Annotated in this window: 10 protein-coding genes; 6 read left to right on the top strand and 4 right to left on the bottom strand. The window is 39.3% G+C overall.

Annotated features, from left to right (window positions below):
* Positions 1–11 precede the first annotated feature (11 nt).
* The 3 genes from dnaE to FTV17_RS11015 form a co-directional block, all read right to left on the bottom strand.
* Positions 12–3,590 carry a DNA polymerase III subunit alpha gene (dnaE, locus tag FTV17_RS11025; protein ID WP_179999523.1) on the bottom strand — a complete coding sequence of 1,193 codons (3,579 nt, stop codon included), beginning with the start codon at positions 3,588–3,590 and terminating at the stop codon, positions 12–14.
* Between the two features lie 173 nt (positions 3,591–3,763).
* A complete protein-coding gene (locus FTV17_RS11020) occupies positions 3,764–4,822 on the bottom strand; it encodes a type II asparaginase (RefSeq protein WP_035266107.1) in 1,059 nt (352 codons plus the stop codon).
* 186 nt (positions 4,823–5,008) lie between these two features.
* A complete protein-coding gene (locus FTV17_RS11015; protein WP_035266106.1) occupies positions 5,009–6,244 on the bottom strand; it encodes a pyridoxal phosphate-dependent aminotransferase in 1,236 nt (411 codons plus the stop codon).
* Between the two features lie 151 nt (positions 6,245–6,395).
* On the opposite strand from FTV17_RS11015, the gene msrB reads away from it, so the two are divergent.
* Positions 6,396–6,815, top strand: coding sequence for a peptide-methionine (R)-S-oxide reductase MsrB (gene msrB / locus FTV17_RS11010; protein WP_035266138.1), 420 nt, complete (start codon positions 6,396–6,398; stop codon positions 6,813–6,815).
* On the top strand, positions 6,812–7,294 hold the full coding sequence (locus FTV17_RS11005; protein ID WP_179999521.1) for a glutathione peroxidase: 483 nt from the start codon (positions 6,812–6,814) through the stop codon (positions 7,292–7,294). The genes msrB and FTV17_RS11005 overlap by 4 nt, the downstream gene beginning before the upstream one ends.
* A gap of 37 nt (positions 7,295–7,331) precedes the next feature.
* On the opposite strand, the gene FTV17_RS11000 is transcribed toward FTV17_RS11005, so the two are convergent.
* Positions 7,332–8,852 carry an NAD(P)/FAD-dependent oxidoreductase gene (locus tag FTV17_RS11000; RefSeq protein WP_179999519.1) on the bottom strand — a complete coding sequence of 507 codons (1,521 nt, stop codon included), beginning with the start codon at positions 8,850–8,852 and terminating at the stop codon, positions 7,332–7,334.
* Positions 8,853–9,007: 155 nt separating this feature from the next.
* On the opposite strand from FTV17_RS11000, the gene FTV17_RS10995 reads away from it, so the two are divergent.
* The 4 genes from FTV17_RS10995 to FTV17_RS10980 all read left to right on the top strand — a co-directional run bounded on the left by FTV17_RS10995 (position 9,008) and on the right by FTV17_RS10980 (position 15,318).
* A complete protein-coding gene (locus FTV17_RS10995) occupies positions 9,008–10,018 on the top strand; it encodes an AraC family transcriptional regulator (RefSeq protein WP_179999517.1) in 1,011 nt (336 codons plus the stop codon).
* Positions 10,019–10,118: 100 nt separating this feature from the next.
* A complete protein-coding gene (gene zapE / locus FTV17_RS10990) occupies positions 10,119–11,261 on the top strand; it encodes a cell division protein ZapE (RefSeq protein ID WP_092767765.1) in 1,143 nt (380 codons plus the stop codon).
* 354 nt (positions 11,262–11,615) lie between these two features.
* On the top strand, positions 11,616–13,778 hold the full coding sequence (locus tag FTV17_RS10985) for a malate synthase G (protein WP_179999515.1): 2,163 nt from the start codon (positions 11,616–11,618) through the stop codon (positions 13,776–13,778).
* Positions 13,779–13,869: 91 nt separating this feature from the next.
* On the top strand, positions 13,870–15,318 hold the full coding sequence (locus FTV17_RS10980) for an aldehyde dehydrogenase family protein (protein WP_179999513.1): 1,449 nt from the start codon (positions 13,870–13,872) through the stop codon (positions 15,316–15,318).
* The last annotated feature ends 42 nt before the right edge of the window (positions 15,319–15,360 follow it).

Below are 15,360 nucleotides of genomic sequence, written 5' to 3'. Positions count from 1 at the left end.
ATCTTCCAAAATTAAGAGTATTGACTGACTTCCGTCATGTATTGATCCATTGCTTCATCCATACTGATCTGGTCACGTGGAGAGGCATGTGATGTGATGACTGGTTCTGATTTTGGTTCTGCGACGTGGGAACGTGCAGCTTTTGACTTGACATGATACTCCACATGTAAGGCCTCTTTACCAAAATAGTCGCGCAGTTTGAACAATAAGTCATCGAGTGGTGCGACATTCCATTGCGGTGGTAAATGAAAATCAGCCGTTGCATATGGAAAGTCGAGGTGTACTTGTAATGGCACATGCTGACACATATCTACATTACAAAATGGTTGAATGATCTGCGAAAGCTCTTGACCAAGATTTGGCTGAATATGCTCAGGTTGTAATTTGATGAGGATGTGATTCGCACGTTTTTGACGAATTTCATTTAATGTAAACGCCTTAGTAAGACGTCCCATCGGACGGTCGAAGCCTTCACGTTCATAAATTTCACCTTCAATCACGATCACTCTTTCATTCACAATAACGTCTTTAAAACGTTGGAAGCGTTCATGATTTGCTGAGACTTCGATTCGAGCAGTACCATCATCGAGTGTGATCATCATGCGGTTAGGGAAATTTGCGACATCCACAACCAAGCCTGCAAATACAGTAGTTACTCCACGACGTGTTGGAGTCAGTTCATTAATTTTGTTAGAAATAAACGCTTTTAACTCGGGGCGATACACATCAATCGGGTGTCCCGTTAAGTATAAACCTAAGGTGTCTTTTTCACCTTTTAAACGGACTTCATCAGACCAAGGTTTTACAGGTTTAGTTGGTTTACGTTGAACTTCCTCAACTTCACCAAATAAATCCATAATGCCTGTTTCACGGTTTGAACGAGCTTGTTCGGCCGCTTGTACAGCTTCAGGCAATTGAGCCATTAAAGTCGCACGTTCAAGTCCGAGACAATCTAATGCTCCTGAGCGAATCAAAGCTTCAAGTGTACGTTTATTGATTTTTTTCAGATCAATGCGATGGCAGAAATCAAATAAATCTTTATAAGGTCCAAGTTGCTTACGTGAATCAATCACAGACTGCATTGCTGCTTCACCAACACCCTTGATTGCACCTAGACCATATACAATGGTTTTTTCATCAATTGCATGGAATTGATAAATCGACATATTGACGGAAGGTGGTAACACATCGAGACCATTGTTACGACAGTCATCAATCAAGAATACAATACTGTCTGTGTTTTGCATTTCCGAAGTCAGTACAGCGGACATAAACTCAGAAGGATAGTGTGCTTTTAACCAAGCCGTCTGATAAGCCACCAATGCATAGGCTGCAGCATGTGATTTGTTGAAACCATAGCCTGCAAATTTTTCCATATAGTCAAAGATATGGTTCGCCGTTTGCTCATCGATATCTTTTTTTGCAGCACCTTCAATAAAGATTTGGCGTTGTTTAACCATCTCTTCAGGTTTCTTTTTACCCATCGCACGACGAAGTAAGTCCGCGCCACCTAGACTATATCCTGCACAATACTGTGCTGCTTGCATGACCTGTTCTTGATATACCATAATCCCGTATGTTGGTTCTAATACACCTTCTAATAGGGGATGTAAGTATTCGAACTCTCCACCATGCATCCGATGAATAAAGTCTGGAATTAGATCCATTGGACCGGGGCGGTACAATGACACGAAGGCAATAATTTCTTCAAATTTACTTGGACGTGCTTCCTTGAGCATTTTTTTCATGCCCACGGATTCAAATTGGAATACCGCAGTGGTATTTGCTTCGGCAAATATCGAATATGCAGCTTTGTCATTTAGCGGAATATTCTCAATCTTTAGAGGTATATCAAACTTTAATCGTTGGTTAATGTGCTGAATAGCATCTTCAATTACAGTAAGATTTCGCAACCCCAAGAAGTCAAATTTAACAAGTCCTGCCGCCTCAACATCGTCTTTATCAAATTGAGCAACACGACCAGTACCATCTTCTTCACACAGTACAGCTGAGAAGTCCGTAATCTTGGTCGGTGCGATTACAACACCACCTGCGTGCTTACCTGTGTTACGCGTTATTCCCTCAAGTTTAAGCGCCATTTCCCAGATTTCTGAAGCATCTTCATAATCTGGGTTGGACGGGTTGGTTACAATATCTTTAAGTTGTGGTTCTGCTTCTAAAGATTCTTCCAAACTTAAACCTAAAGGTTTAGTCGGGATCATTTTAGAAATACGATCTGCTAAGCCGTAAGACTTACCTAACACTCGTGCAACATCACGAATTGCACCTTTCGCTGCCATCGTACCAAAGGTTGCAATTTGCGATACAGCATCACGCCCATAAGTTCGTGCTACATAATCAATTACACGATCTCGACCTGCGATACAAAAATCCACGTCAAAGTCTGGCATCGAAACACGTTCAGGGTTTAAGAAACGTTCGAAAAGAAGTCCGTATGGCAGTGGATCTAAATCTGTAATTTTTAAACTGTATGCAACTAATGAGCCTGCACCTGAACCACGACCCGGGCCTACAGGTACGCCATTGTTCTTGGACCACTGAATGAAGTCCATGACAATCAAGAAGTAACCTGGGAATCCCATAGAGTTAATAATCTTGATTTCAAAATCTAAACGATCGTCATATTCTTTGCGAATTTCAGGCCAGTCTTCTCCACGTTTCTCCACAGGATAGAGGTGATTAAGACGTTCCTCTAAGCCTTCTTTAGATAAATGGGCAAAGAAGGTATCAATTGTATGACCTTCAGGAATTGGATAGTCAGGTAAAAAGTATTTACCTAAGCGAAGTGTCACATTACAGCGTTTAGCAATTTCAACTGTATTTTGAATAGCACTGGGGATATCAGCAAATAACTCCACCATTTGCGCTGTTGTTTTGAAATATTGCTCAGGGCTGTAAGTACGTGGTCGACGATTATCACCTAAAACATAGCCATCTGCGATGCAGACGCGTGCTTCATGAGCTTCAAAGTCTTCTTCTCTAATAAAATGAACATCATTATGAGCGACAACACCGATTTGATATTTTGCGGCTAATTTAACAGCTTCAATAATAAAATCTTCTTCTTGTGGGCGATTGGTGCGCGTGAGTGCTAAATAGACACGATTGCCAAATTTTTCGATCCAAGCTTCAAGTAAGGGTTCAGCTTTTTCAGGGCTACTTGAACAAAGCATTTCTCCAACATCACTTTTAATCCCTAAAAGTGCAATCATGCCCGGCGCTTGTTCTAACACCCATTCTTTTTTTACACACGGGATACTGAGTTGTTGTCCTTCAATAAAGCCGCGAGATACTACTTCAGTTAAACTACGCCAACCTTCGTTATTCATCGCCAGTAAAGTCATACGATGAGATTCGTCATTCAAACGGATCATACTTCCTAAAATAGGTTTGATGCCTTTTTTAAGACATGAGGTATAAAACTTCACTGCTGCATGTAAGTTCGATAAATCTGTCATCGCGAGTGCAGGCATAGAATCCTGTACAGCAGACTTCATTAGATCAGGTATACGTACGATTGATTCAGTAATTGAAAATTCTGTATGAACACCGAGATGAACAAACTGCATAGATGAGTCCTTTACAAGAGCAGAGCGTATTTTATCATGCAAAGTGATTAAGAGCTGAGAATCCACGATATTTTATATGATTCGCACAAATTATCCTCGATTTGAATAAAGGCGATTTTATATCAATCAAAAAAAGTGCCATTCGGCACTTTTTTATAACATGAAAATTTGGCTCAATATTCCCAGAACATGCGTTGAATTTCTTTTGCATCTTTGGTTTTGGTTAAAGCAAGGGCGGTTAATATTTTAGCTTTTTGAGGGTTAAAATCATGTGCAACTACCCAACCATATTTGTCATCTGGCTGTTCGGCATTACGGAGAACAAATCCTTGTGGCACTCGTGAAGAACGTACAATTTGTATACCACTTTGCTGAAGTTGATTCAGCGTGGGAACAATATTTTTCGCGACTGAGCCGTTTCCTGTACCTGCGTGGACAATGGCTTTAACCCCAGCCTTGGCATACGCTTGATAAGCATCAGGAATCATGTTGCCAGAGCCATAGACAATTTGAACTAATGGGAGTGTATCACCCTTAATATTCTCGATATTGAATTCTGACCGTTGATTAAATCGCTTAACAGAACTTCGGAACCAATAAGGTTTAGATTCTACCAAAGTTCCTAAAGCTCCCCATTGGCTTACAAAGGCATTAGTATGAATATTAATGCCTTTAGTCACATCTCGAGCTGCAAAAATACTATCGTTCATAAGGACGAACACCCCCTTATTTTTTGCACTCGGGTCTGCTGCCAGAGCAACTGCACTATATAAATTTAGTGGGCCATCCGCAGATAAAGCCGTCGATGGGCGCATTGAGCCGACAACAACAATAGGTTTTTCCGTTTGTACGACTAGATTAAGAAAAAAAGCGGTTTCTTCTAAAGTATCTGTGCCATGTGTAATCACAACACCATTTACATCTGACTTTTTAACCAAATCATTGACTTGGCGGGCAAGGGAAAGTAATTCTTTGTCCGTAATGCTTTCAGAAGCAACCTGCATTGCTTGTACGCCGCTCACATTGGCTAAATCTTTAATTTGAGGAACGGCATTCAGTAAGTCATCCACTGGAACTTTTGCGGCAGTGTAAGTGGCGCTGTTGGTTGAGCTTGCACCAGCACCCGCAATCGTTCCCCCAGTTGCAACGACGACAACGTTATTTTTAGCAAAGCTCGTTAGAGGTAATAACAAGCCAATCGATAGAGTCAATGCGGTTAGCGTCTTTTTCATCTTTTTTCCTAAATGTTTTTTATAGTATTGTGCATGGATAATGCTTAATCACGATAAAGGAAAAGAAGGGTGCTTGTATATAATCAAAATGAAATTAATATCATGAAATAATCAAAATATTAAATATAAAACCCCCAGATTGAAATCTGGGGGTTTGAAATACATCATTCACATAAAACGACCGAATTAACGCATTTTTGCTAAGAATCTTCCTAAACGATTGATTGCTTCACGTAATTCATTTTCTGCAGGCAAGAACACCACACGAAAATGATCAGGGGTAGGCCAGTTGAATCCTGTACCTTGAACCAATAACACTTTTTCTGCTTTGAGGAAGTCAAGCATAAACTGTTCATCATCCTGAATCGGATAAATTTCAGGATCAAGTTTAGGGAAACAATACATTGCACCTTCAGGTTTAACACAGCTTACACCTGGGATTTCATTCAACATTTGCCAAGCAATATTGCGTTGCTCATACAAACGACCACCTGGACGAATTAAATCGTTGATAGACTGGTAGCCACCCAATGCAGTTTGAATAGCATATTGAGCTTGATGGTTAGCACACAGGCGCATTGACGCGAGCATATCTAGACCTTCAATATAATCTGCCGCACGTGTCTTATCACCCGTAATTGCCATCCAGCCTGAACGGTATCCAGCGATTCGATAGGATTTAGATAATCCATTAAATGAAATACACAGTTGATTACCCGCAAGGGCAGCGACCGATACATGTTCGATTCCATCGTAAACGATCTTATCGTAGATCTCATCAGCAAATAAAATCAGGTCATATTTTTTTGCAAGAGCGACAATTTTTTCTAAGACATGGCGTGGATAAACAGCACCCGTTGGGTTGTTCGGATTGATAATCACGATCCCACGAGTATTAGGCGTAATTTTGTTTTCCATATCCTGAATATCAGGATACCAATTATCTTCTTCATCACATTTATAATGAATTGCTGTACCACCAGAAAGATTAACGGCAGCAGTCCATAATGGATAATCTGGCATTGGTACCAGCATTTCATCGCCGTCATCTAACAGGCCTTGCATAGCCATTACAATCAGCTCAGAAACACCATTACCAATATACACGTCATTGACATGCATATTGAAAATACCTTTTTGTTGATAATACTGACAAACCGCTTTGCGGGCAGGGAAAATCCCTTTTGAGTCTGTATAGCCGATTGCATTTGGTAAATTCAACGCAACATCATTGATAATTTCTTGAGGTGCTTCAAAACCGAAGGGCGCTGGGTTGCCGATATTGAGTTTAATTATCTTATGTCCGGCTTCTTCCATTTCGTTGGCGGCGCGTAACACAGGTCCACGAATGTCATAGCATACATGCTCGAGCTTAGACGATTTCTTAATTTCGCGTGGAGTAGTGTTACCTAAAACGGACATATTCCCATCCAATTATTTTTGAGTGAATAAAAATAGATTACTAAATATCACAATCTATGTAGAAATTTAGCTAGAAATTTTTCAAGCTCTAGCGTAAATATGAAGGTACTAAAGCATGACATTGAATGTCAAAGATTTAAAGGAGTTAATCATGGGAAAACTCAATAAAACAGACCGAGAATGGCAAAGAGAGTTATCACCAGAGGAGTATCGCATTACCCGTCAAAAGGGAACTGAGCCTGCTTTCACAGGGCGATATTGGAATACCAAACAAGAAGGAACTTATGTTTGTCGTTGCTGTGGCGAACCTTTATTTACTTCAGAAACCAAATATGACAGTGGTTGTGGATGGCCTAGTTTTTATCGTCCAATCAACCAAACAGTCATTGAAGAACATGACGATCACTCACATGGCATGATTCGTACTGAGATTGTTTGTCATCATTGTGACGCACATCTAGGTCATGTTTTTGAGGATGGACCTGAACCTACAGGTCTTCGTTATTGTGTAAACTCAGCTTCATTAGAATTAAAAACCCAAGAAAAAAATGATGAGGAAACCTATCCATGACCAATATTTATCAATTTGAGGCAGAATTGCTAGAAGGGGAAAATAAGCAATTTTCGGACTATGAAGGTAAAGTGCTATTGATAGTCAACACAGCCAGCAAATGTGGATTTACGCCACAATTTGCAGGGTTGGAAGCGCTGTATGAAAAGTATAAAGATCAAGGTTTTGAGGTGTTAGGATTTCCGTGTAATCAATTTGGTGGGCAAGATCCGGGTACGCATGAAGAAATTGGTAGTTTTTGCCAGAGAAATTACGGTGTATCCTTTCCGATGTTCGCTAAAGTGGATGTAAAAGGTCCTGAAGCCCATGTGATTTTTCGGTATCTCACCAACAACAGCAAAGGCATTTTAGGAAGTGGAATTAAGTGGAACTTTACCAAATTTTTGATTGGAAAAGATGGCAAAGTGCTTAATCGATATGCACCTACAACTAAACCAGAAAGCATTGAAGAGGATATTCAAAAAGCGCTGGCTCAGTAAAAAAAATCAGCTCAATTGAGCTGATTTTTTTATTCATTTAATTTAAGAAACGATAATCGGCTAGATTTGCATTTTTGGTTTCTAGCCAATACTTCCATGTATAACTCGGCCAAAGTGAAAAATTCTTTCCGCCTTCTTGCTGATACCAACTCACACAGCCAGATTGCCAAACTGTGCCTGCAAATTTTTCTTGGATTTTACGGTTGAATTCTTCTTGAACTACATCTTTGACCACGATTGCTTTGGTTTTGGATTTTTCTACAGCTTCAATCAGTTGTAGAATGTAATTCACTTGAGATTCAATCATAAAAATTACAGAGTTATGACCTAAAACCGTATTCGGGCCTAAAAGTTGAAAGAGATTTGGAAATCCTTTGGTAGAAATTCCATAGTAGCTTTCAGCACCCTCTTTCCATGCTTCTTTCAACTCAATACCATTTTCGCCATAACATTTAAAATCTTTTAAATAAATTCGTGGATCAGTAATAAAACCAGTACCGTAAATTAAGCAATCTATTTCTCGTACTTGACCATCTTTGGTAACAATCGCATTTTCAGTAATTTCTTGAATGTTGTCCGTCACGAGCTCTACATTCTTGCGATTAAATGTTGGGAAATATCGATTTGATACCAAAATTCTTTTACACCCCATGGTGTAATCTGGTGTCAATTTTTTTGCTATTTCTTTATCTTTGACTTGGAAGCGAATAAAAGCTTCTGCAAGTTTCTGACCCAGTCGCATCATTTGAGGTTTAACAATCGGAACTACGCGTGATTCATTTGACCAATACAAGCGCGCTCGATGCAATTTTCTAAACCAGTCGTATTGGGCAAACAGTTTTTTGTCTAAAGCATTATAAGCACGTTCATCGCGCGGTATTACCCATGCAGCGGTTCTTTGAAACACGTATAACTGTTTGGTTTTTGGTGCAATCTCAGGAATATATTGAATTGCACTTCCACCTGTGCCGATACTGGCTACACGTTTACCATTCAGGTCATAAGCATGATTCCAAGATGAGGAGTGGAATACTTCGCCTTTAAATTTTTCGATTCCTTTAATCTTTGGAATTTGAGGAATATGCAATGGACCAGAGGCAAAAATAAGGAATTGACTGCGTAGAGCACTTTGATTCTTGATGGAGATTTCCCACGCATGAGCTTGTTCATCGAAGCGTGTCGAAATGACTTCGGTATCAAATTGAATAAATTTTTTTAAATCGTATTCTTTAATAAGATCTTGAATATATTGGAAAATTTCAGGTGATTCAGCATATCGTTTTGTCCAATCAGATTTGGGTGCAAAAGATAATGAATACATATGAGACTGCACATCACATGCAGCACCCGGGTATTGATTTTCACGCCAAGTACCACCTACATCTTTAGCTTTTTCAAGAATAACAAAATTTTTGATACCGCGTTTAAGAAGTTGAATAGCTGTGGCTAATCCTCCAAATCCAGCGCCGATAATCGCAATTTTAGTATTTTTCTTGATGAATTGCGTTTTAGTTAAGTCGACTGAATTTGTATCTAGCTGATCTGATGTAACTTCCATTTTAATACTCGTTTATATTATTTGAAGCTATCATAATCAGTCTGGACTGAAACTGACATGATTTCATTGACATTTAATATTGATATTTTCGGCAATATTCTTTCCCTTTTTTTTAGGGTAAAACATATGCAACTTTAATTTTAAAATTCTGATTTATGAAAAGGTCGATTCTCGGTTTGTTGTATCTCATACAGGGTATGCGACAGGTCGGAATAAATGTGGACGAAAGATTGGAAGCTGTCGGTTTAAAGGCGGATGCCTTAGATCCGAGTTCAACGATTCAACCTGAATTAGAACAAATCATTCAAAGAATTATTGCTAAAGGGGTTAACCCGCTGCTTGGTTTGGATGTCGGTCAACATTATGCGCTCGCAGGCTATGGTCCGCTTCTTATGCTGTTGGTCACAAGCCCGAATGTCGGTGCGGCTCTCAGAAATGGGATACGCTATCAAGCGCTTACACATTTGTCGGGTAGACTTACTTTAGAGCAGACGAGTGTCTATGCGGCTTTATGTTATGAACCTCTCAATTTACAAAGTGAAATTAATGAGTTCAGGGCACAATGTGAAATTTCAGGTACGGTTAAATTCGTGCAAGATATCTACAAAATGATAGGGTTGCCTTTTCCTGAAGTTCAGATTGAGTTGCCGTTTTCACGACCGAAAGAATCCATTTTTTTGAACAAGTATTTGGATTATTTCGGTCAGCAAGTTCGGTTTGATCAAGACAAATTTCGACTGATCTTTGATGTAAGAATTTTAGAATTGAAGTTGCCTTCAGCTGATCAAATCACATTTAATGTCCATCAACAAAGATGTAATGCTGAAATCGAAAGATTAAATGCACAACAATTGAATCAACACCAGTTGATTCAAAGAATTCACGATTATTTGGATTTACAAACTGGTCAGATTCCAACAATGGCAGAAACAGCTCAAGCATTGAATATTCCAGAGCGTACTTTGCGACATCAGCTTAACCAACTGGATACAAGCTATAAGCAAATACGGGAGCAACTCATTCGAGAGAAAGCGCTTCGATTAATTGAGTACAAAGAGTATTCGATCGAAGTAATAGCTGAAATGCTTGGATATTCAGAACCTGCAGCATTTAACCATGCTTTTAAAAGATGGTTTGGACAAAGTCCACGACAGTATGGGAAATAACCTCAGCATGTATGCTCAAATAGTATATGCCAAAGTGTTATTTATCATTTTTTTAAATATTCGTTATACTTCCGACGGCCTAAAAAAGTAATCTATATCTATGTTCCATTCTCATTCTTCGCAAAATAGTTTAAGTCACACTCCGCAATCACCTGCAGAACGTTATGCTCACGCAATTTCGTCAGGACAATTTATGCCAGATGATGCTCAAGCTCAAGCAGTACATGAACTTAATCGTGTTTGGGAAGAACTGATCTTACGATATAAAGCTTCTAAAAAAGCGTTTCGACGTTTTCGCCGTCAAACAGCCCCGAAGGGTGTTTATATGTGGGGTGGTGTTGGGCGTGGAAAAACTTGGTTGATGGACCAGTTTTATGATGCGATACCATTCCGTCGCAAGACGCGTATGCATTTCCATCATTTTATGCAATATGTGCACAAAGAGTTAAATAAAAATTCAGGACAACAAAATCCACTCGACATTGTTGCTGATCAAATTTACAAAGATGCGGTTGTGATCTGTTTTGATGAATTCTTTGTATCAAATGTCACGGATGCGATGATTTTAAGTGATTTATTCCAAAAGCTATTTGTTCGTGGAATTACACTTGTTGCGACATCAAACATTGCACCAGATGGTTTATACAAGAACGGCATTCATCGCGACCGCTTTATTCCAACGATTGAAATGGTAAAAAAGAATTGTGTCATTTTGAATGTGGATGCAGGTGTTGACTATCGTTTGCGTGTACTGAAACAAGCGCAATTGTTCAAATCACCTTTAAGCCATGATAATCAGGTATGGATGGCACAACGTTTTTCAGCATTAACCAGTGCTCAAAATGTGAGTGAAGAACCGATCATCATTAATGGACGTAATGTCGATACAATTGGTCATACTGAAGATGTATTGTGGTGTGAGTTTTCTGAACTCTGTATGAAGCCACGAAGTCCTGCAGACTTTATCGAAATTGCGAATACTTATAACACTGTCCTAGTCAGTAATGTTCCCGATCTGAATGATTATTTATCAGAAGGAACACGCCGATTCATTTATTTAGTCGATGAGTTCTATGATCGTGGTGTTAAATTATTACTAACTTCACATGCCAGTATCATTGATATATATAGTGGCGAAAAATTAGCGTTTGAAATCGAACGCACACGTTCACGCTTACTCGAAATGCAATCAGATGACTATTTACAATCTGCGCATCGACAAATTGATAAGCCCGCTGAATAAATGTGAGAATTCACAAATGAACCCAAACAGATGATGTTTGGGTTTTTTTATTTGGAGTGGAATAAATTTGAAATCGTTCCTTAAAAGCGTAGAGAAAATAGACATATTGGTTTAAATTAAATCAGATTTGATGGAAATTGGCACTTAAGTCTAATTTCTACCTTTATAAAACTTTATACACTGTAATTAGATTGTTGAATTAAAACGACTCAATAAGTAATAGATCAAAAGTCTCATCTGATTGGTGTCTATAATAAATGATCACTATTTAGCAATGTGATATTACTATTCAGCAATTTATAAATGGGTATACTAGATTCTCTTGTATAAAAAGTAGCAATATCAGGAAAGACAATGACTGCACGTATTCAGAAAGGCAAGTTAGCGATTGCTAAAGAACTCTACGATTTCATCGAAAATGAAGCACTACCAGGTTCTGGTTTAGACAGTGAAACTTACTGGAAAAACTTTGAACAAGTCGTTGTTGATCTTAGCCCAAAAAATAAAGCACTCTTGGCTAAGCGTGATGACATTCAAGCGAAAATTGATGAATGGCACCGCAATAATAAATTTGAATTAGGAGCTTACAAAGCTTTCCTGACAGAAATTGGCTACTTATTACCAGAAGTAGAAGATTTTCAAATTACAACTGAAAATGTAGATGAAGAAATCGCACTATTGGCGGGTGCACAATTGGTTGTGCCTGTACGTAATGCACGTTACTGCTTGAACGCTGCAAATGCTCGTTGGGGCTCTTTATATGACGCATTGTATGGTTTCGATGTCATCTCGGAAGAAGGCGGTGCGGAAAAAGGTAAGGGGTATAACCCTGTTCGTGGCGAAAAAGTTATCGCTTTTGCTAAAAATTTCTTAAATGAAACTTTCCCTTTAGCAAATGGATCACATGCGGATGCTACGAAATACGCTGTTGAAGCAAAAAAATTAGTGGTAACGCTTAAAGATGGCAGCACAACGAATTTGGCTAAAGAAGCTCAATTTGTAGGTTTTAATGGTGAAGAGTCTGCGCCGACAGAGATCGTTTTATTAAATAATGGTCTACATGTCCTCATTGAAATCGATGCGACAAGCCCAATTGGTCAAACGGATGCTGCTGGCGTAAAAGATCTTGTTTTAGAATCTGCGGTAACAACGATCCAAGATTTGGAAGACTCAATTGCTGCGGTTGATGCTGAAGAAAAAGTTGAAGGCTACCGTAACTGGTTAGGTTTGATGAAGGGTACTTTGGAAGAGAAAATCGAGAAAAATGGTAAAACCATTACTCGTGCTTTAAACAAAGACCGTACCCACAAAAATCTGATCGGTGGCGAAACAACTTTACACGGTCGTTCATTGATGCTTCTTCGTAACGTTGGTCATTTGATGACGAACCCGGCGATCCTTGTGGATGGTCAAGAAATCTATGAAGGTATCATGGATGCATTGATCACACCGTTGTTAACGTTTGCTGACATCAAAGGTCAAAACGAAATCAAGAACTCTCGTAAAGGTTCTATGTATATCGTTAAACCTAAGATGCATGGCCCTGAAGAAGTTGCATTTGCAGTTGAACTATTTGAGCGTGCAGAACAAGCTCTAGGTTTGCCAGCAAAAACGCTTAAAATCGGGATCATGGATGAAGAGCGCCGTACTTCTGTAAACTTGAAAAACTGTATTGCTCAAGCGAAAGATCGTACCATCTTCATTAACACAGGATTCATGGATCGTACAGGTGACGAAATCCATACCTTTATGGAAGCAGGTCCATTCGTTCGTAAGGGTGAAGTTAAATCTCAAATTTGGTTCCCTGCATATGAAAACCGTAACGTAATGGTTGGTTTACAAGCAGGCTTACGTGGCAAAGCACAAATTGGTAAAGGTATGTGGCCTAAACCAGATATGCTTTTAGACATGTATAAAACTAAAATTGAGCATCCTGAGGCTGGTGCGAGCTGTGCTTGGGTTCCATCACCATCTGGTGCTGTAATTCATGCGATCCACTATCACCAATGTAATGTTTCAGCGCGTCAACAAGAGTTGTTAAAAACTGAAGCATTACCTTTAGATGATTTATTAACTCCACCATTAGCGACTGATACGAATTGGACTGATGATGAGAAAACCAAAGAGTTAGAAAATAACCTTCAGGGTATTCTTGGTTATGTTGTTCGTTGGGTTGATTTGGGTGTTGGTTGTTCTAAAGTTCCAGACATCAACAACGTCGGTTTGATGGAAGACCGTGCAACTTTGCGTATTTCATCTCAACACGTTGCTAACTGGTTACGTCACGGTATCGTGACTAAAGAGCAAGTTGAAGAAGTAATGCAACGTATGGCTAAAATTGTAGATGAGCAAAATGCGAACGATCCAGCGTACACACCAATGGCGCCTGGGTTTGACGGTTATGCTTACCAAGCAGCATATGATTTAGTGTTTAAAGGTGCTGAACAACCATCAGGTTATACAGAACCATTACTTCATGCTTACCGCTTGAAGCTTAAAGGTTACACTGGTGACTAATTAAAATAAAAAAGCCTCTCCGGAGGCTTTTTTTACGATTGTGTAAAATAGTTGACCATTGGGTAAAAAGTGGCATGTAGAAGGACATAAAATGACGCAATATTCAAATTTAAATCAACAGTTTATTAACGGTTCTTGGTTAAAAGGCTCTTCAGAGCGTGTCTTACGAAATTTAAATCCATTTGATTTAAAAGAAATACACCAAATTCAAGCGGCGAATCAGTCTGATGTTGATCTCGCTTTTTCTGCAGCACAACAAGCATTTGATCTTGGCTTAATTACCTCTGCTGTAGATCGCAAGAAAATCATTCAGAAGCTGCATGACATCATACAATTACGTAAAGACGAAATTATAGATTGGCTGATTACCGAGTCTGGAAGTACGCGTCTCAAAGCAAATATTGAAGTGGGTGCTGCGCTTGGTATTATCTCAGAATCATTCACTTTTCCTGATCAAATCCAAACTGTTCAGCTAGAAAGTAAAGATCCTGCGAGAAAAAGTTTTTATCAACGCAAAGCGTTGGGTGTTATTGCTGTCATTAGCCCTTGGAATTTTCCATTTCATTTGTCAATGCGATCGGTTGTTTGCGCAATCGCATGTGGAAATACAGTGGTACTTAAACCTGCGAGTGATACACCTGTTACAGGTGGAACATTATTAGGGAAATTGTTTGAAGAGGCGGGTGTGCCCGCTGGTGTACTGAATGTCATTGTGGGTAGTGGTAGTGAAATAGGGGATTATTTTGTCGAACATCCTATCCCGAAGATGATTTCATTCACTGGCTCTACAGAAGTAGGACAAAATGTTGGTGCTAAAGCGATGGCCAGCTCTAGAATCAAACGACTTGCTTTAGAGCTTGGGGGGAATGCGCCATTATTAATTCTTAAAGATGCAGATTTAGATTTGGCAGTCGATTTGACGATCAAGGGACGCTTCCTTCACCAAGGCCAAATCTGTATGAGCACTAATCGTGTCATTGTAGATCAATCAATTCACAATGAATATGTTGAAAAGCTTTTAAGCAAAGTAAAAGATATTCCTGTGGGTGATCCTAATCTTGATGAGACGCTCATAGGGCCTATTATCAATAATACACAAGTGAAGCAGCATCAACGAATTATTGATCAGGCTCAAATAGAAGGTGCTAAGTTGGTCTATGCTGGGGGCATTGAGAATAATTTGGTTTCACCTCATGTGTTTACAGATGTATTGCCGACATATGCAATTGCTCAAGAGGAAAGTTTTGGACCAATTCTTCCAATCATCAGAGCAGATGATGAGGCACATGCAATACAAATCGCCAATGACACACCGTTTGGTTTATCTGGTGCTGTATGTACATCTGATATTGAGCGTGGAGTAGAAATCGCTTCAAAACTCGATATTGGAATGACACATATTAATGGTATAAGTATCGCAGACCATGCTAATGCACCATTCGGTGGAGAAAAGAACTCTGGATTAGGGCGCTTTAATGGGCATTGGATTATGGATGAATTCACGCGTACACACTGGATGACAGTACCAATATCATCATAATGAAGTGAATTGGATCGGCTATAATAGTCTAAGTTTTTTATA

It is taken from the genome of Acinetobacter sp. YH12239 (assembly GCF_013417635.1).
Taxonomy (GTDB): domain Bacteria; phylum Pseudomonadota; class Gammaproteobacteria; order Pseudomonadales; family Moraxellaceae; genus Acinetobacter.
The sequence above is the reverse complement of the archived record's forward strand: the minus strand, read 5'-3'. Positions and strand labels throughout refer to the sequence as shown.

Coding starts and splice junctions, on each gene's coding strand:
- dnaE (WP_179999523.1), bottom strand. CDS start 3,590: ATGCAGTTTGTTCATCTCGGTGTTCATACAGAATTTTCAATTACTGAA.
- FTV17_RS11005 (WP_179999521.1), top strand. CDS start 6,812: ATGACCAATATTTATCAATTTGAGGCAGAATTGCTAGAAGGGGAAAAT.
- FTV17_RS11015 (WP_035266106.1), bottom strand. CDS start 6,244: ATGTCCGTTTTAGGTAACACTACTCCACGCGAAATTAAGAAATCGTCT.
- FTV17_RS10995 (WP_179999517.1), top strand. CDS start 9,008: ATGAAAAGGTCGATTCTCGGTTTGTTGTATCTCATACAGGGTATGCGA.
- FTV17_RS10985 (WP_179999515.1), top strand. CDS start 11,616: ATGACTGCACGTATTCAGAAAGGCAAGTTAGCGATTGCTAAAGAACTC.
- zapE (WP_092767765.1), top strand. CDS start 10,119: ATGTTCCATTCTCATTCTTCGCAAAATAGTTTAAGTCACACTCCGCAA.
- FTV17_RS11020 (WP_035266107.1), bottom strand. CDS start 4,822: ATGAAAAAGACGCTAACCGCATTGACTCTATCGATTGGCTTGTTATTA.
- msrB (WP_035266138.1), top strand. CDS start 6,396: ATGGGAAAACTCAATAAAACAGACCGAGAATGGCAAAGAGAGTTATCA.
- FTV17_RS10980 (WP_179999513.1), top strand. CDS start 13,870: ATGACGCAATATTCAAATTTAAATCAACAGTTTATTAACGGTTCTTGG.
- FTV17_RS11000 (WP_179999519.1), bottom strand. CDS start 8,852: ATGGAAGTTACATCAGATCAGCTAGATACAAATTCAGTCGACTTAACT.